Origin of the sequence: Synechococcus sp. CBW1006, assembly GCF_015840525.1 — a bacterium.
Classification (GTDB): domain Bacteria; phylum Cyanobacteriota; class Cyanobacteriia; order PCC-6307; family Cyanobiaceae; genus CBW1002.
Genome location: NZ_CP060396.1, coordinates 3,154,665 through 3,175,715 on the forward strand (window position 1 = coordinate 3,154,665; position 21,051 = coordinate 3,175,715).

The 21,051-nt window shown below is 64.6% G+C and carries 27 protein-coding genes and 1 riboswitch; of the genes, 16 read left to right on the forward strand and 11 right to left on the reverse strand.

Annotated elements, in window-relative coordinates; all coding sequences use genetic code 11:
* Window positions 1–29 precede the first annotated feature (29 nt).
* The 6 genes from H8F26_RS15390 to H8F26_RS15415 all read left to right on the forward strand — a co-directional run bounded on the left by H8F26_RS15390 (window position 30) and on the right by H8F26_RS15415 (window position 6,147).
* A complete protein-coding gene (locus H8F26_RS15390) occupies window positions 30–1,340 on the forward strand; it encodes a glutamyl-tRNA reductase (protein WP_197155441.1) in 1,311 nt (436 codons plus the stop codon).
* Between the two features lie 104 nt (window positions 1,341–1,444).
* Window positions 1,445–2,740: a glucose-1-phosphate adenylyltransferase gene (locus H8F26_RS15395; protein WP_197155443.1), complete on the forward strand. Its 1,296-nt coding sequence runs from the start codon at window positions 1,445–1,447 to the stop codon at window positions 2,738–2,740.
* Between the two features lie 162 nt (window positions 2,741–2,902).
* Complete coding sequence (gene gndA / locus H8F26_RS15400) at window positions 2,903–4,321, forward strand: NADP-dependent phosphogluconate dehydrogenase (protein WP_197155444.1); 1,419 nt, start codon at window positions 2,903–2,905, stop codon at window positions 4,319–4,321.
* A gap of 76 nt (window positions 4,322–4,397) precedes the next feature.
* Entirely contained in the window at window positions 4,398–5,114 is a 717-nt protein-coding gene (gene pgl, locus H8F26_RS15405) for a 6-phosphogluconolactonase (RefSeq protein ID WP_197155453.1), read from the forward strand.
* A 42-nt stretch (window positions 5,115–5,156) separates the two neighbouring features.
* Window positions 5,157–5,738, forward strand: a complete 582-nt coding sequence (locus tag H8F26_RS15410) for a CIA30 family protein (protein WP_197155455.1) — start codon at window positions 5,157–5,159, stop codon at window positions 5,736–5,738.
* A gap of 4 nt (window positions 5,739–5,742) precedes the next feature.
* On the forward strand, window positions 5,743–6,147 hold the full coding sequence (locus H8F26_RS15415; protein WP_197155457.1) for a hypothetical protein: 405 nt from the start codon (window positions 5,743–5,745) through the stop codon (window positions 6,145–6,147).
* A gap of 23 nt (window positions 6,148–6,170) precedes the next feature.
* On the opposite strand, the gene ilvD is transcribed toward H8F26_RS15415, so the two are convergent.
* The 3 genes from ilvD to upp are packed head-to-tail and all read right to left on the reverse strand — an operon-like array spanning window position 6,171 to window position 8,976.
* Window positions 6,171–7,841, reverse strand: a complete 1,671-nt coding sequence (ilvD, locus tag H8F26_RS15420) for a dihydroxy-acid dehydratase (protein WP_197155459.1) — start codon at window positions 7,839–7,841, stop codon at window positions 6,171–6,173.
* A gap of 45 nt (window positions 7,842–7,886) precedes the next feature.
* The gene (locus H8F26_RS15425) at window positions 7,887–8,279 is read right to left on the reverse strand and encodes a hypothetical protein (protein WP_231605263.1); all 393 of its coding nucleotides are present in this window, start codon (window positions 8,277–8,279) and stop codon (window positions 7,887–7,889) included.
* 34 nt (window positions 8,280–8,313) lie between these two features.
* Window positions 8,314–8,976, reverse strand: a complete 663-nt coding sequence (upp, locus tag H8F26_RS15430) for a uracil phosphoribosyltransferase (RefSeq protein ID WP_197155467.1) — start codon at window positions 8,974–8,976, stop codon at window positions 8,314–8,316.
* Window positions 8,977–9,101: 125 nt separating this feature from the next.
* Here upp and H8F26_RS15435 point away from each other — a divergent pair, with 125 nt between their 5' ends.
* The 3 genes from H8F26_RS15435 (at window position 9,102) to cobW (ending at window position 11,713) form a co-directional block, all read left to right on the forward strand.
* Window positions 9,102–9,617, forward strand: a complete 516-nt coding sequence (locus tag H8F26_RS15435) for a pentapeptide repeat-containing protein (protein WP_197159267.1) — start codon at window positions 9,102–9,104, stop codon at window positions 9,615–9,617.
* A gap of 127 nt (window positions 9,618–9,744) precedes the next feature.
* Window positions 9,745–9,891, forward strand: a riboswitch (cobalamin riboswitch).
* Between the two features lie 164 nt (window positions 9,892–10,055).
* On the forward strand, window positions 10,056–10,604 hold the full coding sequence (locus H8F26_RS15440) for a HupE/UreJ family protein (protein WP_231605265.1): 549 nt from the start codon (window positions 10,056–10,058) through the stop codon (window positions 10,602–10,604).
* Window positions 10,605–10,612: 8 nt separating this feature from the next.
* A complete protein-coding gene (gene cobW, locus H8F26_RS15445) occupies window positions 10,613–11,713 on the forward strand; it encodes a cobalamin biosynthesis protein CobW (protein WP_197155471.1) in 1,101 nt (366 codons plus the stop codon).
* A gap of 7 nt (window positions 11,714–11,720) precedes the next feature.
* Here cobW and H8F26_RS15450 read toward each other — a convergent pair whose 3' ends face one another.
* Window positions 11,721–12,110 (reverse strand): hypothetical protein, encoded by a 390-nt coding sequence (locus H8F26_RS15450; RefSeq protein WP_197155473.1) that lies wholly within the window; start codon window positions 12,108–12,110, stop codon window positions 11,721–11,723.
* Window positions 12,111–12,201: 91 nt separating this feature from the next.
* Here H8F26_RS15450 and purS point away from each other — a divergent pair, with 91 nt between their 5' ends.
* From purS to H8F26_RS15465, 3 genes are all read left to right on the forward strand, one after another.
* Window positions 12,202–12,459, forward strand: coding sequence for a phosphoribosylformylglycinamidine synthase subunit PurS (gene purS, locus H8F26_RS15455; RefSeq protein ID WP_197155482.1), 258 nt, complete (start codon window positions 12,202–12,204; stop codon window positions 12,457–12,459).
* Between the two features lie 75 nt (window positions 12,460–12,534).
* On the forward strand, window positions 12,535–13,188 hold the full coding sequence (gene purQ / locus H8F26_RS15460) for a phosphoribosylformylglycinamidine synthase subunit PurQ (protein ID WP_197155484.1): 654 nt from the start codon (window positions 12,535–12,537) through the stop codon (window positions 13,186–13,188).
* A 16-nt stretch (window positions 13,189–13,204) separates the two neighbouring features.
* On the forward strand, window positions 13,205–14,212 hold the full coding sequence (locus H8F26_RS15465) for an LD-carboxypeptidase (RefSeq protein ID WP_197155486.1): 1,008 nt from the start codon (window positions 13,205–13,207) through the stop codon (window positions 14,210–14,212).
* 195 nt (window positions 14,213–14,407) lie between these two features.
* On the opposite strand, the gene H8F26_RS15470 is transcribed toward H8F26_RS15465, so the two are convergent.
* A complete protein-coding gene (locus H8F26_RS15470; protein ID WP_197155488.1) occupies window positions 14,408–14,998 on the reverse strand; it encodes a peroxiredoxin in 591 nt (196 codons plus the stop codon).
* A 220-nt stretch (window positions 14,999–15,218) separates the two neighbouring features.
* Here H8F26_RS15470 and H8F26_RS15475 point away from each other — a divergent pair, with 220 nt between their 5' ends.
* The gene (locus H8F26_RS15475; RefSeq protein WP_197155490.1) at window positions 15,219–15,518 is read left to right on the forward strand and encodes a hypothetical protein; all 300 of its coding nucleotides are present in this window, start codon (window positions 15,219–15,221) and stop codon (window positions 15,516–15,518) included.
* Between the two features lie 137 nt (window positions 15,519–15,655).
* Here H8F26_RS15475 and H8F26_RS15480 read toward each other — a convergent pair whose 3' ends face one another.
* From H8F26_RS15480 to H8F26_RS15495, 4 genes are all read right to left on the reverse strand, one after another.
* Entirely contained in the window at window positions 15,656–15,892 is a 237-nt protein-coding gene (locus H8F26_RS15480; protein WP_197155492.1) for a hypothetical protein, read from the reverse strand.
* An 87-nt stretch (window positions 15,893–15,979) separates the two neighbouring features.
* Entirely contained in the window at window positions 15,980–16,288 is a 309-nt protein-coding gene (locus tag H8F26_RS15485; protein WP_197155494.1) for a chaperone modulator CbpM, read from the reverse strand.
* On the reverse strand, window positions 16,281–17,231 hold the full coding sequence (locus tag H8F26_RS15490) for a DnaJ C-terminal domain-containing protein (RefSeq protein WP_197155503.1): 951 nt from the start codon (window positions 17,229–17,231) through the stop codon (window positions 16,281–16,283). The genes H8F26_RS15485 and H8F26_RS15490 overlap by 8 nt, the downstream gene beginning before the upstream one ends.
* Before the next feature lie 16 nt (window positions 17,232–17,247).
* Entirely contained in the window at window positions 17,248–18,630 is a 1,383-nt protein-coding gene (locus tag H8F26_RS15495) for a glutamate decarboxylase (protein WP_197155505.1), read from the reverse strand.
* A 72-nt stretch (window positions 18,631–18,702) separates the two neighbouring features.
* On the opposite strand from H8F26_RS15495, the gene H8F26_RS15500 reads away from it, so the two are divergent.
* Complete coding sequence (locus tag H8F26_RS15500) at window positions 18,703–19,638, forward strand: carbon-nitrogen hydrolase family protein (protein WP_197155507.1); 936 nt, start codon at window positions 18,703–18,705, stop codon at window positions 19,636–19,638.
* A gap of 109 nt (window positions 19,639–19,747) precedes the next feature.
* Here H8F26_RS15500 and H8F26_RS15505 read toward each other — a convergent pair whose 3' ends face one another.
* Window positions 19,748–20,080 (reverse strand): helix-turn-helix transcriptional regulator, encoded by a 333-nt coding sequence (locus H8F26_RS15505; RefSeq protein WP_197155509.1) that lies wholly within the window; start codon window positions 20,078–20,080, stop codon window positions 19,748–19,750.
* A 104-nt stretch (window positions 20,081–20,184) separates the two neighbouring features.
* Between H8F26_RS15505 and H8F26_RS15510 the strand changes: the two genes are divergently transcribed.
* Both H8F26_RS15510 and H8F26_RS15515 read left to right on the forward strand, forming a co-directional pair.
* Window positions 20,185–20,436: a hypothetical protein gene (locus H8F26_RS15510; protein WP_197155511.1), complete on the forward strand. Its 252-nt coding sequence runs from the start codon at window positions 20,185–20,187 to the stop codon at window positions 20,434–20,436.
* Between the two features lie 70 nt (window positions 20,437–20,506).
* Window positions 20,507–20,803, forward strand: a complete 297-nt coding sequence (locus H8F26_RS15515) for a hypothetical protein (protein WP_197155513.1) — start codon at window positions 20,507–20,509, stop codon at window positions 20,801–20,803.
* Window positions 20,804–20,824: 21 nt separating this feature from the next.
* Here H8F26_RS15515 and H8F26_RS15520 read toward each other — a convergent pair whose 3' ends face one another.
* Window positions 20,825–21,040, reverse strand: a complete 216-nt coding sequence (locus H8F26_RS15520; protein ID WP_197155515.1) for a chlorophyll a/b-binding protein — start codon at window positions 21,038–21,040, stop codon at window positions 20,825–20,827.
* Window positions 21,041–21,051: the final 11 nt, after the last annotated feature.

Consider the following 21,051-nt stretch of genomic DNA (forward strand, 5'->3'; position numbering starts at 1 on the left):
AAACCGTCCGCGCCAAGAGGTCTGCCTCCATGCACATTGCCGTTGTCGGCCTGAGCCACCGCACGGCTCCTGTGGAGATCCGGGAGCGCCTGAGCATGCCGGAGCAGACCATGGAGGCCTCTCTCCAGCAACTGCGCTCCGATGAGCAGGTGCTTGAGGCCTCCATCCTCAGCACCTGCAACCGGCTGGAGATCTATGCCCTGCTGCGGCATCCCGACCAGGGCATCTCGGCTGTGGGCTCCTTCCTCAGCCAGCATTCCGGCCTGAGCGTCGATGAGCTCAGCCCGCATCTCTTCACCTTTCATCATGAAGATGCCATTGCCCACCTGCTGAGGGTGGCTGCCGGCCTCGACTCGTTGGTGCTGGGCGAGGGCCAGATCCTCTCCCAGGTGAAGAAGATGGTGCGGCTCGGCCAGGAGCACCGCTCCCTCGGCCCGATTCTCAACCGCCTGCTGAACCAGGCGGTGAGTACCGGCAAGCGGGTGCGAACCGAAACCAATCTCGGCACCGGGGCCGTATCGATCAGCTCAGCGGCCGTTGAGCTGGCCCAGCTGAAGGTCGGCCAGGCCCGAGGAGTGGACGACCTGGTCCCGCTCGACCAGGAGCAGGTGGCCGTGGTGGGGGCTGGACGCATGTCCCGGCTGCTGCTGCAGCATCTGGCGGCCAAGGGCTGTCGGGGTGTGGTGCTGCTGAACCGCACCGTGAGTCGGGCCGAAACCCTGGCGGCCGATTTCCCGGATCTGCCCGTGCAGTGCAGACCCCTGGTGGACCTGGATCACTGCCTCAGCACCTGCTCACTGGTGTTCACCAGCACCGCCGCTGATGACCCGATCATCGATGCGGAGCGACTGAAGCGGCTGAACCGCCGATCCAGCCTGATGCTGGTGGACATCGGTGTCCCCCGCAACATCGCCTCCGATGCCTGCGACCTGGCTGGTGTCGAGGCTTTTGATGTGGACGACCTCCAGGAAGTGGTGGCCCGCAACCAGGAGGCCCGTCGAGAGATCGCCGTCGAAGCCGAAGGCCTGCTGGAGGAGGAGGCAAGGCTGTTTCTGGAATGGTGGGATGGCCTCGAAGCCGTGCCCGTGGTGAACCGGCTGCGGATCCAGCTGGAGGACATCCGCGAGCAGGAACTTCAGAAAGCCCTGAGCCGCATGGGCCCGGATCTCTCGGCAAGGGAGCGCAAGGTGGTGGAGGCGCTCAGCAAGGGAATCATCAACAAGATCCTCCACACTCCCGTGACCAACCTGCGGGCCCCCCAGCCGCGTCAACAACGCCACACGGCGATGAAGGTGCTGCAGGATCTGTTCGAGCTGGTCGACGGCAGCAACGAGACCTGATCTGGTGATCTGGGACAGGCATCGAAGTGCTGCGGAGACTCGCCTGACAGCAGGTCACTCAAGTACGGTTGACCAAGACGACGAACATTGAGAGGCGCTGATTCATGAAGCGAGTTCTGGCAATTATTCTCGGCGGAGGAGCCGGAACTCGCCTGTACCCTCTCACCAAGATGCGGGCCAAGCCTGCTGTTCCTCTGGCTGGTAAATACCGTCTGATCGACATCCCGATCAGCAACTGCATCAACTCGGAGATCAACAAGATCTACGTGTTGACCCAGTTCAACAGTGCCTCGCTCAATCGTCACCTCACGATGAGCTACAACCTCTCGGCTGGCTTCGGGCAGGGTTTTGTCGAGGTGTTGGCTGCTCAGCAGACCCCAGACAGCCCCAGCTGGTTTGAGGGCACGGCCGATGCGGTGCGCAAATACCAGTGGCTGTTCCAGGAATGGGACGTGGATCACTACCTGATTCTGTCCGGTGACCAGCTCTACCGGATGGATTACAGCAAGTTTGTCCAGCACCACATTGATACCGGTGCCGATCTGTCTGTCGGGGCTCTGCCGGTCAATCCGGCAGACGCCGAAAGTTTCGGCCTGATGCGCACCAATTCAGCCGGGCAGATTCAGGAATTCCGCGAGAAGCCAAAGGGAGAGGCTCTTGAGGCGATGCGAGTGGACACCCGCAGCCTTGGGCTCTCCGAAGAGGAAGCCGCGAAACGGCCCCATCTGGCGTCGATGGGCATCTACGTGTTCAGCCGGGACACACTGTTTGATCTGCTGGCATCCCATCCCAAGTCCACGGATTTCGGCAAGGAGATCATTCCGGCTTCCCTGGAGCGGGGCGACAATCTGCAGAGTTTTCTATTTGATGACTACTGGGAAGACATCGGAACGATCGGTGCCTTCTACGAAGCCAACCTTGCGCTGACCGATCAACCTAATCCTGCCTTTTCGTTCTACGACGAAAAGTTTCCCATCTATACACGCCCTCGCTATCTACCCCCCAGCAAGCTTTGGGATGCTCAGGTCACGCAATCGATCATCGGGGAAGGGTCGATGCTGAAAGCCTGCAGCATTCACCACTGCGTCCTCGGGGTTCGTACCCGGGTGGAAAACGAGGTGGTTCTTCAGGACACCCTGGTGATGGGATCGGATTATTTTGAATCGAGTGAAGAACGGCTGGTGCTTCGGGAACGTGGCGGGCTGCCGATCGGTATCGGCAAGGGCACCACGATCAAGCGGGCAATCATCGACAAGAATGTGCGGATCGGCTCCAATGTGGCGATCGTGAATAAGGATCAAGTGGAGGAAGCCGATCGTCCTGAGCTCAATTTCTATATTCGCAATGGCATTGTGGTGGTTGTGAAGAACGGCACGATTCCCGATGGCATGGTGATCTGAACACCGTCCAGCCTGTATCGCTCTGCGGCTCAGGCGACCAGTCGCCCAAGCCAGGAATCGCTGACATCCCAGCCCAATCCTGTGACAAGCCTGACCATTGGCCCTGAGCCTGGCCACACTTGAGGTCTACGGTTTTTCGACCGGATCCTCAATTTCGAATTCATGAGTAAGGCGCATTTCGGCCTCATCGGTCTCGGCGTGATGGGAGAGAACCTGGTGCTCAACGCCGAGCGCAATGGCTTCTCCAGCGTCGTCTACAACCGCACCACCGCCAAGACCGACGAATTTCTGGCCGGCCGCGGTGCCGGCAAGGACATCGTGGGCGCCGCCACCCTCGAAGAGTTTGTGGAGGCCCTGGAGCGGCCGCGCCGCATCCTGATGATGGTCAAGGCGGGGGCACCGATCGACGCGATGATCGCCCAGCTTTCACCGCTGCTTGAGGAAGGCGACCTGCTGATTGATGGCGGGAATTCCCTCTACACCGACACAGAACGCCGGGTGGCGGAACTCGAGAGCAAGAGTTTCGGCTACATCGGCATGGGTGTGAGCGGTGGCGCCAAGGGCGCGCTTGAGGGTCCCAGCATGATGCCGGGGGGCACCCGCGCCGCCTACGACGCGATCGAGTCCCTGGTACGCAAGATGGCCGCCAAGGTTGAAGACGGCCCCTGTGTGACCTACATCGGGCCCGGCGGTGCCGGCCACTTCGTCAAGACCGTCCACAACGGCATTGAATACGGGATCGAGCAGATTCTGGCCGAGGCCTACGACCTGATGAAGCGGGTGGCCGGCCTCAATGGCGATGCCATGGCCGACGTGCTTGGCCAGTGGAACACCATGGAGGAGCTCGCTTCCTTCCTGGTCGAGATCACCGAAGTCTGCCTGCGCACCAAGGATCCCGAGAGCGGAGCCGATCTGGTGGAGTTCATCGTCGATGCGGCCGGCCAGAAGGGCACCGGCCTCTGGACGGTGGAGAGCGCCCTGCAGATGGGGGTGCCGGTTCCCACCATCTACGCGGCTCTCAATGCCCGTGTGCTGAGTTCCCTGAGGCCGGAGCGCCTGGCGGCCAAATCCGTGCTGGCGGCACCGGCACCCCACAGCTTTGATCTGGGCGAACCGGCCTCGGGGATGGAGCCCCTCAGGGATGCCTGCATCCTGGCCTGCATCGTGAGCTACGGCCAGGGCATGGCTCTGCTGCAGGCGGCCTCAACAATCCACGACTACCAGCTCGATTTCTCGGCCATCGGCCAGATCTGGAAGGGAGGCTGCATTATTCGGGCCCGCCTGCTCCAGCGGATTCAGGATGCCTATGCCACTGATCCAAACCTGCCCAACCTGATGCTCGATCCCTGGTTCGCCGACCAGGTGAACCGCCGCCTGCCGGGCCTGCGCCAGGTGGTGGCCGGCGCCGCCCTGGCGGGCATTCCGGTGCCCTGCCTGAGCAGCAGCCTCGACTACATCGACAGCTATCGCACCGGCCGCCTGCCCCAGAACCTGGTGCAGGCCATGCGCGACTGCTTCGGCTCCCATACCTACGAGCGCACGGATCGCCCGGGGAGTTTCCACACCGAGTGGCTCGATTGAAGACAAGCCAACCGACGGCAACACAGCCATCGGCAACACAACGGAACGCCACGCACCGGAGCTGGAGCTGCCTGCCATGACCACCTACCGCCTTGTCGTTACCTCCTCCGCTGACGACCTCGCCCGTCGTGTTGCCGAGACGATCGCCTCTCGCCTCGATCTGGCACTGGCCGAACGCGACCGCGCCCTGATCGCCCTGGCGGGTGGCGAAACACCTCGGGCGGCTTACACCCTGCTGGGACAGGAACACCTGCCCTGGGAGCGGGTGGATGTGCTGCTCGGCGATGAGCGGATGGTGCCCCCGGATGCTGCGGCCAGCAATGCGCGCATGCTGCGGGAAACCTTGTTGGAGAGTGGACCCGGTCACGGCGCCCGCTTCCACCCGGTTCCCACCGAGGTCGGCTCGGCTGAGGCCTGCGCCGAGGCCTACACCGCCCTGCTGGCTCAACTCAGCCCTGGTGCCATCCCCATCTTTGATGTGGTGCTGCTGGGCCTGGGCGATGACGGCCACACCGCCTCCCTGTTTCCTGGGACGGCAGCCTGCCTGGAGCGGGTCAAGCCGGTCACGATCGGCGAAGGCAAAGGGCTGCCGCGCCTCAGCCTTTCAGCCCCGGTGCTCTCGGCGGCACGGCAGGTGATCTTTCTGGTGAGCGGCGCCACTAAGGCGGAGGCCCTGCGGCGCTTGCTGGATCCCCAGGAATCCGTGGAACGCACCCCAGCCCGGCTGGTAAGTCCGGCCACTGAGGTGCTGATCCTGGCCGATGCCGCTGCCGCCGGCACGGCGACTGCCTGAGAGGCGCCAGGATTGGCTGAAGCCAGTTCTGGTTCCTTCGTCATGGCGTCTTCCAGCCCCTCCACCGAAAAGCCCGCGTCGCTCACCCTGGTGGCCGGCGATGGCTTCAGCGGCTGGCATGCCCTCAACGACACCGTGATGGGGGGCCAGAGCCGCGGCAGCACTCAGGCGGGCAGCGGTGGGCTGGTGTTCGATGGCGAGGTGATCGAAGCGGGCGGTGGCTTCATCAGCTGCCGCTCCCCCGTGTTCGGCCCGCCGCTCGATCTGTCGGCCTACGCGGCCTTTGAACTGGATCTCAGGGCCGATGGCCGCCGCTACAAGCTGGCGGTTGCCTGCGCCGATGGCCTGGGTGGCATGACGGAGCTGATCCCCGGTGGTCTGCGCTGGGTCGCGGAGTTCGCCACCCAACCCGCCGGTGAGCTCAGCCGGATCAGGATTGCCTTTGCTGATCTGCGGCCATCGGTACGGGCCAGACCCCTGGGGCTGCCCCTGCGCTTCGATCCCAGCCGGATCACGCGCCTGCAGCTGCTCCATTCCCGATTCGCCGATGATGGCGGCTCCAACAGTGGCTTCCGTGCCGGGCCGATCCACCTGGTGATTGAAGCGATCCGGGCCGTGGCCTGAGGCGATGGCCACCGATCTGTCCCAACTGGTGGCTGCCGCCGCCGACCTCTGCCGCAAGCCCCTGCGCCATGCCGTGCTGCTCGATCGCGAGGCTGATCAGGTAGCTGGTCCGCCGCACGACGACCTGGGCGACTGCTGCCTGCGCCTGGAGGCACGGGCGATCGATGGGGAACGTCGGCCAGACGATGACCTGGATCTGGAGCTCTACCGCAGTGGTGGAACCCTGAACCTCACTCTGGCCTGGCGCCACGACCCGGATCGACCGATGCTCTGGCATGGCAACCATCCGGTCTGGATGGATGGGGTCACCGGTCTGCGTTGTGAGAGGCCCGCCGACGGCGCAGGGCTTGAGGCCCTGGCCCGGCGGTTGCGAGCCCTGCTGGGCTCAAAGGCAGACCCTCAGGCTTGAACTCTCGGAGCTGAGCGCAAGGGTCAGACCGGATCGGTCACAGCCCCGAGGCTGCTGCTGCTGACCAGCCGGGCGTACTTGCCCAGCACACCCGTGCGGTAACGAGGTTCAGGCCTGACCCAGGCGGCACGGCGCCGCTGCAGTTCGGCCTCATCCACGTTGAGCTGCAGCAGCAGCTGCCTGGCATCCACGGTGATGCTGTCGCCCTCCTCCACCAGAGCGATCGTGCCTCCCACGGCGGCCTCTGGGGCGACGTGACCCACCACGAGGCCGTAGGAGCCACCGGAGAAGCGGCCGTCCGTGATCAGGGCCACCGATTCGCCCAGACCCTGACCGATGATCGCGGCGGTGGGGCTGAGCATCTCGCGCATGCCGGGACCGCCAACGGGGCCCTCGTAACGGACCACCACCACATCGCCGGGTTGAATCTGGCCATCGAGGATGGCGGCCAAGGCGGCTTCCTCACTTTCGTAGACCCGGGCCGGGCCAGTGATCACCGGGGTCTTCACTCCTGAGATCTTGGCCACCGCACCCTCCTGAGCCAGGTTTCCCTTGAGGATGGCCAGGTGTCCCTTCGCATAGAGAGGGTTGGAGAGGGGACGGATCACGTCCTGATCGGCGGGGGGCTGGCTGGGGACGTCGGCCAGCACCTCCCGCAGGGTCTTGCCTTCGATCGTGCGGCAATCGCCATGCAGCAGGCCGGCATCCAGCAGCAGCTTCATCACCTGGGGAATGCCTCCGGCCTGGTGCAGATTCACCGTGACGTAGCGGCCGCTGGGTTTGAGATCGCAGATCACCGGCACCCGCTGGCGGATCTGCTCGAAATCATCGATCGAGAGTTCCACGCCGGCTGTGCGGGCGATCGCCAGCAGGTGCAGCACTGAATTGGTGGAACCGCCCACCGCCATGATCACACTGATCGCATTCTCAAAGGCCTCGCGGGTGAGCAGGTCGCGCGGGCGGATGTTGTTGGCGATCGCCTCCACCAGCACCTCGGCTGATCGGGCCGCACTCTCGGCTTTCTCCGGATCTTCGGCCGCCATGGTGGAGCTGTAGGGAAGGCTCAGCCCCATCGCCTCAAAGGCGGAGCTCATCGTGTTTGCGGTGAACATGCCGCCGCAGCTTCCAGCACCCGGGCAGGCGTTCTTCTCGATCGCCACCAGTTCCTCCTCGGCGATGCGTCCGCCGGAGAACTGACCCACCGCCTCAAACGCACTCACCACGGTGAGATCGCAGGGGCCGAGCTTGCCGGGCTTGATGGTGCCGCCATACACAAAGATGGCCGGAATGTTCATGCGGGCCATGGCCAGCATGGCGCCTGGCATGTTCTTGTCGCAGCCACCGATCGCCAGCAGCCCGTCCATGCTCTGGGCGTTGCAGGCGGTTTCGATCGAATCGGCGATCACCTCCCGGCTGACCAGGGAATATTTCATCCCCTCGGTACCCATCGAGATGCCATCGCTCACCGTGATCGTGCCGAAGGTCTGGGGCATGGCCCCGGCGGCATGGGCAGCCTGCTCGGCGCAACGGGTGAGATCGTTCAGCCCCAGATTGCAGGGCGTGATCGTGCTGTAGCCGTTGGCGATGCCGATGATCGGTTTGTTGAAGTCGCCGTCTCCAAAACCAACGGCCCGCAACATGGCCCGGTTGGGTGAACGCTGGATGCCCTGGGTGATGGCAGCGGAGCGGAGCATGGCGGGCGAGCGGAACTGGCTGTGAGAGCAACCTACCGATCCGGCTCAGCTGTCTCCGTTGGAAGCCCGATTCACAGCACGATTACCGTTGGTGGTGAGGCTTTCGAGCTGTCGCCGCACATCTTCAATGGCCTGGTTGAGCTGCTGCACCTTGTCGTGCAACTGGGCCTCGCTGGGGCTGCCATCGGCTGGTCTGGAGGTCAGGCCCTCATCCGAAGATCCGCTGTCCCCGGCTCCAGCGCCCTGCAGGCGTGAGAGGCGCAGCAGTCGCTCCTGCCGCAGTCGCTGGCGGCGGCGATCCGCTTGATTGAGCAGCCACCAGCCCAGTCCTGCCGCCCCCAGTGCCGCACCGGCGAAGGCGCTGAGCACCAGACTGCTTCTGCCATAGCCAGGGTTGCCGCCTGCATCCGGACCCGAGGAACGGCGAGAGGTGGACATGGGCTCTTCCGGTACGGGAGCGACGAACCTGAGCCTAGGCAGCAGCCCCGAGACTGCCGAACAAGCGAAGGACAACGTCGCCGATTCCCGGTGAGAGCCTGCCGGCCGGATCCAGCTCAGCGTCGATGCAGGCGCAATAGACGGTGAGATCCGGGAAAGCTTCAGCGATGGCACTCAGACCGGGACGGGCCGCCAGGGTTGAGATCACCCGCAGCCGCTGGCCCTCCACGCCCCGCTGCTGCAGGCGCTGCAGCACGGCGATCAGGTCGCGCCCATCGCCGATTTCCGGGGCGTAGACCAGCACCCCCACCCGGGAAGCGATCACCGCGGGCAGGGCGTCGAGTGCCCAGAACAGATCGCCGGAGCCGGTGGGTTGCACCGCCACATGGGCCACCGTGGCGACGGGCAGCACGGTCTGGCCTCCCTGCCAGAGCCCCAGCCCGCCCCGCAGCATCGGCACCACCAGCACCGGCACCGAGGCATCCACCACCGTGCCTTCGGTCGAGGCCAGGTCGGTCTGGACGGTCACCCGCTGATGGGGCAACCAGTCGCGCAGGGCTTCGTAGGTGAGCCAGCGTCCCAGCTCGGCCATGCCGGTGGCAAAGAGGGCGGGCGGGGTCTGGGCATCGCGCAGCAACGTGAGCCAGTGGCCGATCAGGGGATGGGGTGGCACCACCACCCGCAGGGACATGCTCATGAACAGGAGGCCGTTGCCAGGGGTGCTCGCGCTGGCGAACCCCTTGGCATAACTTGAAGGGCCACCGTACCCGCGCCGTGATGCTCCGCCGTTGTCTGCGGTTCCTGGCCCGTTGTGGCGGCTGGATGCTCAGCAGGAAGGCCCCACTCGCTCTGCTGCTGAGCACGTCCGTGCTGCTCGCCGGACCCGCCTGGCTCGGCGGAGCCCTTCCAGCTGGGGCGATCACGGCGCCGGAGCTGCGCGGCCAACGGTCCGTCCAGGACCTGCAACCGGACATGCACGGCCGCGACCTGAAGCAGCAGGAATTTCTCAAGGCCGAGCTGCAGGGCTACGACCTCAGCGACACCGATCTGCGGGGTGCCGTGTTCAATTCCAGCAACCTGCGCGGCGCCAATCTGCAGGGGGCCGACCTGGGCGATGTGGTGGCCTACGCCAGTCGGTTTGATGGTGCCGATCTCCGGGACGCCCGGCTGCGCAACGCCATGCTGATGCAGAGCCGCTTCCGCGATGCCGAGATCAGCGGCGCCGATTTCAGCGATGCGGTGCTCGATCTGACCGAACAGAAGGCCCTCTGCAAGCGAGCCAGCGGCTCCAATCCAGTCACAGGCGTCAGCACAGCCGAAAGCCTGGGTTGCCGCTGAGCAAACCAAGCCGAGGCCAGTCGAGCTACGGCCAACCAGACCGAAGCCGACCAAGCCCAGGTGAGACGAATCCCTTGATGCGTTGGATTGCCATGGCGACCGCTGCAAAGCCCGCTGCTTGTCTGACCGCATAGATTCGAGCTCCGGTTTCGGAGGGGAACAGCCTCCGGAGGTAACGGGGAAAGTCCGGTGAAAATCCGGCGCTGTCCCGCAGCTGTGATGGCTCCAGTCCTGGAGCCCAGCCAGAACGCCCACCGGTTGCTCTCTAGATCCCGGCGCGGACCGGACCCCTGCATGTCTTTCCCTGGTTCCCAGGAGGGCTCCGGCCCCCTCTGGCTTCGCACGCCACAGTCCCCGGAATCTGTTGCCCCAGTCCGACGTCTTCGCTCCAGTCTCCTGCCGCTCTGTGGCCTGCCGATCCTTCTGCTGGCTGGTCTGTTGCTGTCGGGGCCGGCACAGGCGCACCATGCCATGGAGCTGATGGGGCTGAAGCCCACGCCGATCCATGGACTGATCAGCGGCCTGGCCCATCCGCTTCTGGGTCCCGACCATCTGCTCTTCCTGCTGGCCCTGTCGCTGGTGGGGCTGCAGCAGCGTGCCACCTGGATGGTGGCCCTGCTGGCCACCGGTCTGGGTGGCAGTGCTCTGGGGCTGGCCTTGCCCAACCTGCCCGGAGCCGAAGCAGCCGTGGCGTTCACCCTCACCCTGGTGGGCCTGGTTCTGCTCGACAGGCTGCCCCGATGGGTTCTGGTGCCTGCCTTTGCCTTGCATGGCTACGTGCTGAGTGATGCCGTTCTGGGTTGGACGGCCGGTCCGACCGGCAGCTATCTGATCGGCCTGATGCTCAGTCAGATGGCTCTGCTGCTGGTGTCGCTCTGGGCGATGCGCCGTGCCGCTGCCAGCCTCACCCCGACCCGCCAGCGCCTGATTGCGGCCGGGCTGATCGGCTGCGGTGGCGCCTGGGCCTGGTCGAGCCTGGTGGGCTGAACCCAACCATGGCCCCCTTGAATTCCCGCCTTCCAGTCACGGTGGTGACCGGCTTTCTTGGCGCCGGCAAGACCACCCTGCTGCGCCATCTGCTTCTGAACAGCGGTCAGCGTCTCGCCGTTCTCGTTAACGAATTCGGTGATGTGGGCATCGATGGATCGCTGCTGCGCGATTGCGGCTTCTGCCCGGAAGAGGAAGCCGAAGGCCGGTTGGTGGAACTGACCAACGGCTGCCTCTGCTGCACCGTGCAGGACGACTTCCTGCCCACCATGACGCGGCTGCTGGAGCGCTCGGACCAGCTCGACGGCATCGTCGTCGAAACCAGTGGCCTCGCCCTGCCGGCTCCGTTGGTGGATGCCTTCCGCTGGCCTGAGATCCGCACCCGCACGCGGGTCCATGCCGTGGTCACCGTGGTGGATGGTGAAGCGCTGGCGGCTGGCCATGTGGTGGCGGATCCGGCTGTGCTGGAGGCGCAACGCCTGGCGGATCCGAGCCTGGATCACGCCACGGCGATCGAGGACCTGTTCGAAGACCAGCTCGAGGCGGCGGATCTGGTGCTGATCAGCCGAGCCGATCGCATCAGCCCAGACGATCTCGATCGCCTGCGCCAGCAGCTCCATCCACACCTGCGCAGCGCCACGGCCGTTCTGCCGATGCAGCGGGGTGACATCAGCCCGGAGCTGGTGCTGCAGCTCCGCCGGCCAGACGAGGCTGACGCTCATCAGCACGGCGAGCACCTCGACGACGACCACGACCACCATCCCGACGACCACGATCAACACCACGACCACGCCCACGTGGCGATGGGATCGGCGGTGTTGCGCCTGGCCGGCGACTGGTCGCGTCAGCAGGTGGAGCCAGCCATCGCTGAGCTGATCCAGCGCCAGGGGCTGATCCGGCTCAAGGGTTGGTTGTGGCATCAGGGCCGTCCACGCCCCCTGCAGATTCAGGCCGTGGGTCCGCGTCTGGAGTGCTGGTACGAAACCGCCCCCTCCAGCCAGCTGGCCGGCGAGCCTGGGCTTGAACTGGTGGCCCTGGGGCTGGGTCTCGACGCGGAGGCCTGCAAGGTCTGCCTGCTCGATGCACTCGACTCTGCCCCTGCACCTTGACGGTGATTCAGTCGAGGGGGATATCACCTCGGGCGCAGAGTCCATCCCAGCAGAGGGAAGCATCGGCGCTCCAGGTGCTCTCCACCTCGCGCCAGCCTCCAGCGGCCTGGTCCTGGCGCATGCGCACGCTGCCGGATCCGTCGTGCTGGAAGTCGTAGCGGCGCTCACCCACCTGCAGCTGCCAGCGCTCACCGATGCTCATCACCGTCATCGCGCAGGGTTGCCAGGGCCCATCGGCCAGGCGGCAATCAAGACTCACGATCGGAGAGCTGGAGCTTGGTTCCGGATCGGAGCCGCCAGGATCCGACTGGGCCGGCAGTGCAGCGATCGGTCCAAGCAACAGCGCCAGCATCACCACCGGTTGCCACAGATCCAGCGATGGAGACACGGGCAGCACGGCGGGGCAGCTGGTACCCCTTCAAGCTGACTACCGCGGCTGTCAAGGGGGCGATAGGCTGCCAAGATTTAACAAATCTCCGACAGCCCCGGTGCCCCTCTACAGCGCTCGCGTTCAGGTGTCCCTGCGCCCCTCGGTGCTCGATCCGGCCGGCGAAGCCACCCGGGCCGCCGCTGCCCGCCTGGGGGTCGATGGGGTGACGCGGTTGCGGATCGGCAAGGCGATCGAACTGGAGCTGGAGGCGCCCGACCGCGCCACGGCCCAGGCCCAGGCTGAACTGCTCAGCGATCGGCTGCTGGCCAACCCGGTGATCGAAAACTGGACCCTCGACCTGCAGGAGCTCGGTTGATCCAGGCGGCTCCAAAGCGCTTCGGACCAGGCTCGGCTTCACCCACTCGCAGTACCCGCACCCCACTTCCCCCTCATGACCATCGGCATCGTGGTGTTCCCCGGTTCCAACTGCGACCGGGATGTGCGCTGGGCCATGGAGGGCTGCCTGGGTCGCTCCACCCGTTTCCTCTGGCATGAGGAGCGCGATCTCGCCGGGCTGGAGGCGGTGGTGCTGCCCGGAGGCTTCAGCTATGGCGACTACCTGCGCTGTGGCGCCATCGCCCGGTTCGCGCCGGTGCTGCAGGAGGTGCTTGCCTTCGCGGAGCGGGGCGGACCGGTGCTGGGCATCTGCAATGGCTTTCAGGTGTTGACGGAACTGGGCCTGCTGCCTGGGGCGCTCACCCGCAACGAGAAGCTGCACTTCCTCTGTGAACCCAGCCGCCTGGAGGTGCAACCGGGTCACTGCCGCTGGCTCGGCGGCTATGGAGCCGGTGAGAGCATCACCCTGCCGATTGCCCACGGTGAAGGTCGTTATCAGGTGGAACCCGAGCGGTTGAAGCAGCTGGAGGATCAGGGCTGCGTGGTGTTGCGCTATGCCGACAACCCCAACGGCTCCGTGGGCAACGTGGCCGGCCTTACGAATGCCGGTGGCAATGTGCTTGGTCTGATGCCCCACCCGGAACGGGCCTGCGATCCCGTCACCGGCGGCATGGATGGACGGCGCCTGCTGGAGGCGGTGGGCTCCTGAGCCAGCCCGTCTGCAGATGACGTTGCACCGCCGTTCCTTTCTGGCTGCGCTGGCGGGGGCTGGTGGTGTGGGGATGGCGGCGGCGGTCCGAGCGGCAGGGGTTGGCCCAGCAGATGCCCTTTCCCAAGGACCCGCCGGGCAGGCTCCGGCCCTGCCCATGCCACCGCCCCTGACGGCCGGCAGCCGGCTGGTGGCGATCGCACCCGGCACCTGGTGGGAGGATCCCGAATCGGAACAGACCAGCCTGGAAGCGCGAATCGCGAGCGCCGGCTGGGAGCTGCTGGTGCCGCCAGCGACCCGTCAGCGCTGGCACTGGTTCTCGGGTACAGACCGCCAACGCTGCCTGGCCTGGGAGCAGGCGATCGGTGACCAACGGGCGGAGGGCGTACTGGCCGTCACAGCCGGCTGGGGCAGTGCCCGGCTGCTCGAGAGTGGCTGGCAACCGCCGCCTCGGCCGATCTGGCTGATGGGCTTCTCCGATGCCAGCGCCTTGCTGCTGGCCCAGTGCGCGGCTGGTCTGGGCGGCGCGATCCATGGGGGCCTGCACGGCGACGCCGGCCAATGGCAGCGGCTGGTGCACCTGCTGCGGCGCCAGCCGGTCGACCCCCTCCAGGGACAGGGCTGGCGCAGCGGCATCACGGAAGGGCCCCTGGTGGTGACCAACCTCACGGTGGCGACGCATCTGATCGGCACCGCTTGGTTGCCGGATCTGCGGGGGCGGATTGTGGTCTTTGAGGATGTGGGTGAGGCCCCCTACCGGGTGGATCGGATGCTCACCCAATGGAGGAGCGCCAGGCTGCTGGCAGGGGTGGCCGGCATCGGACTGGGCCGGTTCCAGTGGACCCCGGATGACGTGATGCCTGGCGATCTCTCGATGGAGGAGGTGCTGCGGGAGCGCTTCGGTGATCTGGGCATCCCCCTGGTGGGTCGGTTGCCCGTGGGGCATGGCAGGCCGAATCTGGCCCTGCCCCTGGGCCATCGGGCCCGACTGGATGGCAGCGCTGGAACCCTGACACTGCTGTGAATCAGCGCTGAGGTGCCAGGTCAGGACGCCAGGCATGAAAAAGGGCCCTCACGGGCCCAGAACCTTGAAACCAAACGACAAGTAGCTGATGCAATCAGCAATGGGAAAAAGTTCAGCTGCCTCCAGGACAGAAGCTGCCTGCTCTGTTGGGATCAGCCCAACCTGAACGTTTCAATCTGATCGGCTGAGTTGCGATCAGTTCACTGCCGCAAAGAAGTCCTTGCTCTTGACCGGATCCGGATTCATGGTCTTATCGCCAGGGGTCCAGTTGGCCGGGCAGACTTCATCCGGATTGTTGCGGATGTGCTGGAAGGCCTGCAGCAGGCGCAGGGTTTCATCGACGCTGCGGCCCACGGGCAGGTTGTTGATCGTGCTTTGCATGATCACACCATCGGGATCGATGATGAACAGACCCCGCAGGGCCACGCCGGCCTCTTCATCCAGCACCTCGTAGGCGCGGGCGATGTCCTTCTTGAGGTCGGCCACCAGGGGGTAGGCGATATCGCCGATGCCGCCGCTCTTGCGCTCGGTCTGAATCCAGGCCAGGTGGCTGAACTGACTGTCGACCGAAACACCCAGAACTTCGCAGTTGCGGCTGGAGAATTCGCCGTAACTATCAGAGAAGGCGGTGATCTCCGTGGGGCACACGAAGGTGAAGTCGAGCGGGTAGAAGAAGAGCACCACGTACTTGCCGCGGTACTGGGACAAGGTGACCTCCTGGAACTCCTGGTCGATCACGGCGGTGGCTGTGAAATCAGGAGCGGGCAGACCGACGAGCCGGGACATGGCGGAAGCGAAGTGGGAATCAGAAGGATTGAAAGTCCAGCTGGCAGAAGCGAACAGACTCGAAGCGCGGTCCCAAAATCCCGACCTCGGGCCTGTCCCAATGCGAAGTCATATCGGCTTCCAGTTGAACTTCAACAATTTATCACGGATCTCGCGTGCCTCGGCGAAGCAGGGCCTAGCGGCGCCGCCATAGGCTGGTGCTACAAGACGCGATGACCCCATGGGCTGGGATCCCCTGATCCTCCGTAAATTCAGCACCACCGGTCATTTCCGGCTGCTGAACCAGCTGCGCAGCGAACTGCAGGCCCATCCCCTGGAGCGGCAGGTGGAGACCGATCCCGCCGCTGGAGCCGGACGGGGCAAAGCCGTGATCCGCACGGTGGCCGTCCGTCGGGGCGGTCAGAGCCAGGGCCGAATCCGTCGCCCCCAGGCCCGTATGGACAGTGGTGGCGCAAGCCTGACCTCCTCAGATGCCGGGCAGTCCTTCCGTGATCGGCTCAACGCCATTGAAATGCGCTGATGGGCCGGCAGGTTCTGCTTGGTCGCCAGGATCTGAAAAGAGTTGTTTGCGGTTCCTGTACGGTCACATCACGATTCTGAGACCGCTAGCCTGCCAACGAAAGTCTTGAATTTGCCGTCTGCTTGCCTGGTAGATTGTTAATCATTCAGCAGGTCAAAGATGGCTTTCTGCAGATCCTTCGACTGCTCCAGCTGGTCAAACACCCAGGCCATTGCCGTGGCAGGTTTCTCAAAACCAAGCTCTTTGCAGAGCTTCTGAATGATGACAGAGTGATCCTCATAAAGCGAAAGATCACTGACATTCCGCACGCTGAGGTGGCTACCAACAAACTGCCGCGAGCTGGATTGAACCGGGGAGAGGTCTGACGAATTCATGGCCATCATGAAGGATTTCCTAATTTAGACCAGCTCTCGCAACCAATGCCAAGCCTTTCAGTCGCGTGAAGGCCGCATTCAGCAGACTCAGCGAGGAAGCAGACACTCCAGCTCCCGAAGGCGGTGTTCCAAGGCCTCGATCTTTTCCAGGTAGGTGAGGGCAAGGGCCATGCCGGGGGGGTTGAGGCCAAACGTATTGCGCAGGTCTGCGGCACGACGCGCCTGGTGAATCGTGCAGGAATGAAAGCTCCAGCCCGACGCACTCACTCTGGTTTCGAACACACCGAACTGCACCAACTCCACCACTTCCCCATGCTCCAGGCCTGAGGCCGCCAGTAACTCCTCCAGCTCGACTCGGCTTTCGCTCTCCACCGGAATCAACAGGTCATCAGCCATGGGTCGTAGCTCCAGGGAATGAGGTGCGCGGGTTGAAGGAGGTGGCAGCAGCCAGCTCACGATAGAGCTCCCGTTCGCGGTCGTCGATCTGCTTCGGCATCACGATCTGCAGCACGCAATAGAGATCGCCCGCCCCCTCCTTGCGCTTTGGCAGCCCCTTGCCGGTCAGGCGAAGCTTCTGGCCGGCCTGAGCGCCCTCCTTCACCGTGACACGCACCTGGCCATCAAGGGTTGGGACCTCGATCTCTCCACCCAGGGCCGCTTCCCATGGGGTCACCGGCAGCTCGAGGTAGAGGTCATGCCCCACGGCGCGAAAAAGTGGATGGGGCTGGAGGTGGATGTCGAGATAGACGTCTCCCGCCGGCCCGCCGCCACTGCCTGCCAGGCCCCGCCCGGGAATCCGCAACCGCTCTCCATCGATCACTCCCTTCGGCACCCGAATGCGCACCGTGGTCGAGGCACGCTCCATGGTCCCGTCGGGGCGCAGGCGAGGCTCCTTCCGCTCCAGGGTCACCTGGGTGCCATGGCACACCTCTTCAAGGCTGAGGTTGGCCACAGCCTCCACATCCTGACCGCGGATCGGAAAGCCAGGCCCCCCCTGGTGTCGCCGCTGCGCCGAACGGAAGCCCATCTGCTCGAACAGATCGGCCAGATCCACCTCCTCGCCGGCCTGGCCCTGCCAGAAGCGGGTATCCCAGTCTGGTGATGGTCGGAAGTCTTCACCGGGGCGATGGCGACCCAGTTCGTCGTAGGCCCGGCGCTTTTCCGGGTCGGAGAGGGTCTGGTTGGCCTCACTGATCTCCTTGAACCGCTCTTCGGCTCCCTTTTCCTTGGAAATGTCCGGGTGAAATTTGCGGGCCAGTCGGCGATAGGCCTGTTTGATCTCGTCCTCGCTGGCCCCACGCTCGACGCCGAGAATCTCGTAATAATCCTTGAACTTCATCGGGACTCACTCCTGATCAATGCCGGAAACCAAGTTCGTCGCTGGAAGATGGCAGCGGTGTTTGAGCCGTGGCCAGCCAGGCAAGGTTCCGTTGCACGTCTGCCAGTAACTGGTCGGCCATGTCTTGATTGAAGCCGGCTCGAATCACGAAACGCAGCACGGCACGGTCTTGCAGGTTGGCCGGAAGTGTATAAGCAGGTACCTGCCATCCACGAGAGCGCATCATTTTTGAAAGGTGAAAGACCGTCCAGTTCTTGATGCTCGGATCACACTCCACCGCGAACACGGGCAGCTGGCCGCGGGGATGGCTCACCAGCCTCAGGGGTTCCATCGCTGCCAGGCCATCGGCCAGGTGACAGGCAATCGCTTCGAGAGAGGCCATCCGCTGGCTGTACCCCTGTCGCCCCAGATGCAGGAAGTTGAAGTATTGACCCACCACCTGGGCGCCTGAGCGCGAGAAGTTGAGCCCGATCGTGGGCATCTCGCCGCCGAGGTAATTCACATTGAAGCGCAGCTCTTCCGGCAGATGGTCACCACTGCGCCACAGCACCCAGCCCACCCCGGGCAACACCCCCCCATACTTGTGGCCACTGGAGCTGATCGAAACCACCCGCGAGAGGCGGAAGTCCCACGCCCAATCCGGCGAATTGAACGGAGCCACGAAACCACCGGACGCCGCATCCACATGGATCGGAATGTCAAGACCGCTGCGCTGGTGCAGAGCATCGAGAGCGGTCTGCAGGGCGTCAATGGGTTCATAACTTCCATCGAACGTGCTGCCCACGATGCCGACCACACCGATGGTGTTCTCGTCGCATTGCTTCAGGGCTTCCTCGGGAGTGAGGTGCAACCGGTTCTGCTCCAGGGGCACCAGCCGCGGTTCCACATCGAAATAGGTGCAGAACTTCTCCCAGCAGACCTGGGTGTTGATCCCCATCACCAGGTTGGGGCGCGAGGCGTCCAGACCAGCTCCCCGGCGACGCTCCCGCCAGCGCCACTTGAGAGCCAGTCCCCCCAGCATGCAGCCTTCACTGGAGCCTGTGGTGGAGGTACCAATCGCTTGATCAGGATCGGGCGCATGCCAGAGATAGGCCAGAATCTTCAGACAACGCTCCTCGAGTTCAGCGGTCTGGGGATATTCATCCTTGTCGATCATGTTCTTGTCGGCGCATTCCTCCATCAGGCGCCGCGCCTCGGGCTCCATCCAGGTGCCCACAAAGGTGGCCAGATTCAGCCGTGCATTGCCATCCAGCATCAGATGGTCGTGCACCAGCTGATAGGTCAAGTCTGCCGGCAAGCCCTCTTCGCTCAGGCGGTCGCGGGGTACGTCAGCAGCCGGCTTCTGATGACGGAGGCGGCTGCCAAGCTGGGACGTGAGATCCAGCTGAGACGAACGCATGCGCTGGGCCACTGAAGATTGCCTGCAGGGTTGTCTCAGTATTTAAGTCGGAAGGCATCCCCCCATCGGCCCATGGTTCCTCACCATCGCCTGCTCAGTTACACCCTGACCCAGCCACCAGCGGCCGGGGAGGGCATCAGGCTCGGTCTCTGGCAAGGCACGGGTTCGGCTGCCACAGCTGATGCGGTGGAGGAGAACCTCCTGCGTCTGGAGCAAGTCTGTGCCCATGCTGCCAGCCTTGGGGTGCAGCTGCTGGCCTTCCCGGAGCTCTACCTGAGCGGTTACATCGTGACGCCGGATCTGGCCCGGCAGCTGGCGGAGCCGCTGGATGGAACCAGTCTCCAGAGGGTGGCGGCAGCCGCCCGCAGGAACGGGCTGGCGGTGGCCTGTCCCTATCCGGAACGGGCTGTGGTGGCCGGAGAGGAGCGCTTCTACGACGCCATTGCCCTGTTCGATCACAGCGGCCGCCTGTTACGCAACTACCGAAAAACCCATCTGTGGGGACCGGATGAAAAACGCTGCTGGCATCCTGGGTACCTGCATCCTGAAGAGGGCCCTGCCTTTTCGGTGCACCCGGTGAACGGGATCTCCGTGGGCTTGCTCAACTGCTACGAAGCCGAGTTCCCCGAGCTCTCCCGGCGACTGGCACTGGAGGGGGCCCAGCTGATTCTGATTCCGACGGCCGCCGACACCTGGGCTGAGCTGAGCACTGGCCAGCGGACGACCCAGCCGTACCCCGATGTCTCGAGAACCCTGGTGCCGGCCCATGCCTTCCAGAACGGCTGCTTCGTGGCCTACGCCAACCGCTGCGGGGAAGAACACGTCAATGGTCAGGTCAAGGCGGCGTATCTGGGCAACAGCATCATTTGCGGGCCCCACGGCGACACTCTGGTGGCTGCCCGTGCCGAGCCCACACTGTTGATGGCTGACTGCCTTCCTGGTGACTACGGCCCAAGCCATCCAGAAAACACCACCTATCTCAAGGATCGGCGCACGGATTTGTATTGAAACCGGCCTCCCCGGCAGCGGGCACCCGACCAGCCACGAGACCGGCCAGCCGGGCGACATGGCTTGGCCGGCTGGTGCTCAGCTCACTGGATCGCCGGTGTGATGGTGCTCATGGGCAGGGGGTAGCGGGCGTGCTGCACTGGGCACCCAGCTCCGCCAGCCAACCGCGCAGCTGTTCGATCGCTTCAGAGCGCAGGCGGTAGTAGATCCAGCGGCCCTCCTGACGGTCGTCCAGCAGCCCGGCCTGCTTGAGCACCTTGAGGTGGAAGGAGAGCTTCGACTGGGCCAGGCCGAGGTCGGTGGTGAGATCACAGACGCAGCGCTCGCCGCTGCCGAGGGTTTCGATCACCCGCAGGCGCAGGGGATCGGCGAGGGCCTTGAGCAGCGCTCGGGCCTGGTCGGCCTGCAGAGAAGAGCGGGCAACAGCGCCGGGAGAGCTCATGTGCATAGCGATACCTATTGAATCAATTCTAGTTGATTTATGGTCGGCACACCCCGTGCCTTCCGGATGACGATCGGCATCAACGGCTTCGGTCGCATCGGTGCATGACCCAGCACACCGATCCCACCGCCGTGCCCTGCAAGGCTGCCGGTGTCGGCCTGATGCTCGACTGCAGCGGTCGGTTCAAGACAGCCGAAACCCTTGGGCCCGACTGCGCCGAACCGGGTCTGAAGCGGGTGATCGTGGCCTGCCCCGTGAAGGGGGTGATCGCTGGCGAGGAGGCGCTGAACGTGGAATTCGGCCCCGTCACCAAGCTCGGTGGTGCTCGGCACTGCTGGTGGGGCTGTCGAAGCTGAGCAGCCTGCGGCTGCCGGTGCCGCAGGGCTGACGCTCCGCCGCCAGAGTGCAGGACCCATCCCCTGATCGATGACCCCGACCCGTGAGCAAATCCTTGCTGCCTCCGCCGGCTGGGTGGCGGTTGTCCTGAATGTTCTCCCCGGCCTCGGGGCCGGCTATCTCTATCAACGCCGCTGGAAGGCGTATTGGATCACATCAGCTCTCGCCACCGCCTGGTTCGTATCTGGAGCCGTGTTGGGCCAGAACGCCGATGCGGCAGCCGAGGCTCAGAACCAGTTGGTGGGGCTGATCGGTCTGGTGCTGTTGGCCACCGTCACCGCAGCAGAGGCGGGCCTGGCCGTGAAGCGGGTCCGACAGAGCAGCTGACGATGGGTCTGCGGAGGGCTCTCAGCCCAGGTACCAGCGCAGCAGCGCCAACACCTGCCCGGCTGGCCCATGACCCGTGATCCACTCACCAGCAACCGCCGCAGCAAAACCGAGCATGGCGACGCGGCCATTGAGCCGCTCCACGCCTGCCAACGCTGCTGCATTCCAGGGTCGGCTGGTGGTGAGTCCTTCTCCGAACCGCTCCAGCGGCTCGTAGTGGAACGAACGGTCAGGCAAGGGAGTGCTGC

Coding starts and splice junctions, on each gene's coding strand:
- gndA (WP_197155444.1), top strand. CDS start 2,903: ATGAGTAAGGCGCATTTCGGCCTCATCGGTCTCGGCGTGATGGGAGAG.
- purQ (WP_197155484.1), top strand. CDS start 12,535: ATGACCATCGGCATCGTGGTGTTCCCCGGTTCCAACTGCGACCGGGAT.
- H8F26_RS15410 (WP_197155455.1), top strand. CDS start 5,157: ATGGCGTCTTCCAGCCCCTCCACCGAAAAGCCCGCGTCGCTCACCCTG.
- H8F26_RS15465 (WP_197155486.1), top strand. CDS start 13,205: ATGACGTTGCACCGCCGTTCCTTTCTGGCTGCGCTGGCGGGGGCTGGT.
- H8F26_RS15480 (WP_197155492.1), bottom strand. CDS start 15,892: ATGAATTCGTCAGACCTCTCCCCGGTTCAATCCAGCTCGCGGCAGTTT.
- H8F26_RS15505 (WP_197155509.1), bottom strand. CDS start 20,080: ATGAGCTCTCCCGGCGCTGTTGCCCGCTCTTCTCTGCAGGCCGACCAG.
- H8F26_RS15510 (WP_197155511.1), top strand. CDS start 20,185: ATGACCCAGCACACCGATCCCACCGCCGTGCCCTGCAAGGCTGCCGGT.
- H8F26_RS15395 (WP_197155443.1), top strand. CDS start 1,445: ATGAAGCGAGTTCTGGCAATTATTCTCGGCGGAGGAGCCGGAACTCGC.
- H8F26_RS15500 (WP_197155507.1), top strand. CDS start 18,703: ATGGTTCCTCACCATCGCCTGCTCAGTTACACCCTGACCCAGCCACCA.
- pgl (WP_197155453.1), top strand. CDS start 4,398: ATGACCACCTACCGCCTTGTCGTTACCTCCTCCGCTGACGACCTCGCC.
- H8F26_RS15475 (WP_197155490.1), top strand. CDS start 15,219: ATGGGCTGGGATCCCCTGATCCTCCGTAAATTCAGCACCACCGGTCAT.
- H8F26_RS15435 (WP_197159267.1), top strand. CDS start 9,102: ATGCTCAGCAGGAAGGCCCCACTCGCTCTGCTGCTGAGCACGTCCGTG.
- H8F26_RS15390 (WP_197155441.1), top strand. CDS start 30: ATGCACATTGCCGTTGTCGGCCTGAGCCACCGCACGGCTCCTGTGGAG.
- cobW (WP_197155471.1), top strand. CDS start 10,613: ATGGCCCCCTTGAATTCCCGCCTTCCAGTCACGGTGGTGACCGGCTTT.
- H8F26_RS15485 (WP_197155494.1), bottom strand. CDS start 16,288: ATGGCTGATGACCTGTTGATTCCGGTGGAGAGCGAAAGCCGAGTCGAG.
- upp (WP_197155467.1), bottom strand. CDS start 8,976: ATGAGCATGTCCCTGCGGGTGGTGGTGCCACCCCATCCCCTGATCGGC.
- H8F26_RS15495 (WP_197155505.1), bottom strand. CDS start 18,630: ATGCGTTCGTCTCAGCTGGATCTCACGTCCCAGCTTGGCAGCCGCCTC.
- H8F26_RS15415 (WP_197155457.1), top strand. CDS start 5,743: ATGGCCACCGATCTGTCCCAACTGGTGGCTGCCGCCGCCGACCTCTGC.
- ilvD (WP_197155459.1), bottom strand. CDS start 7,841: ATGCTCCGCTCCGCTGCCATCACCCAGGGCATCCAGCGTTCACCCAAC.
- H8F26_RS15425 (WP_231605263.1), bottom strand. CDS start 8,279: ATGTCCACCTCTCGCCGTTCCTCGGGTCCGGATGCAGGCGGCAACCCT.
- H8F26_RS15470 (WP_197155488.1), bottom strand. CDS start 14,998: ATGTCCCGGCTCGTCGGTCTGCCCGCTCCTGATTTCACAGCCACCGCC.
- H8F26_RS15515 (WP_197155513.1), top strand. CDS start 20,507: ATGACCCCGACCCGTGAGCAAATCCTTGCTGCCTCCGCCGGCTGGGTG.
- H8F26_RS15490 (WP_197155503.1), bottom strand. CDS start 17,231: ATGAAGTTCAAGGATTATTACGAGATTCTCGGCGTCGAGCGTGGGGCC.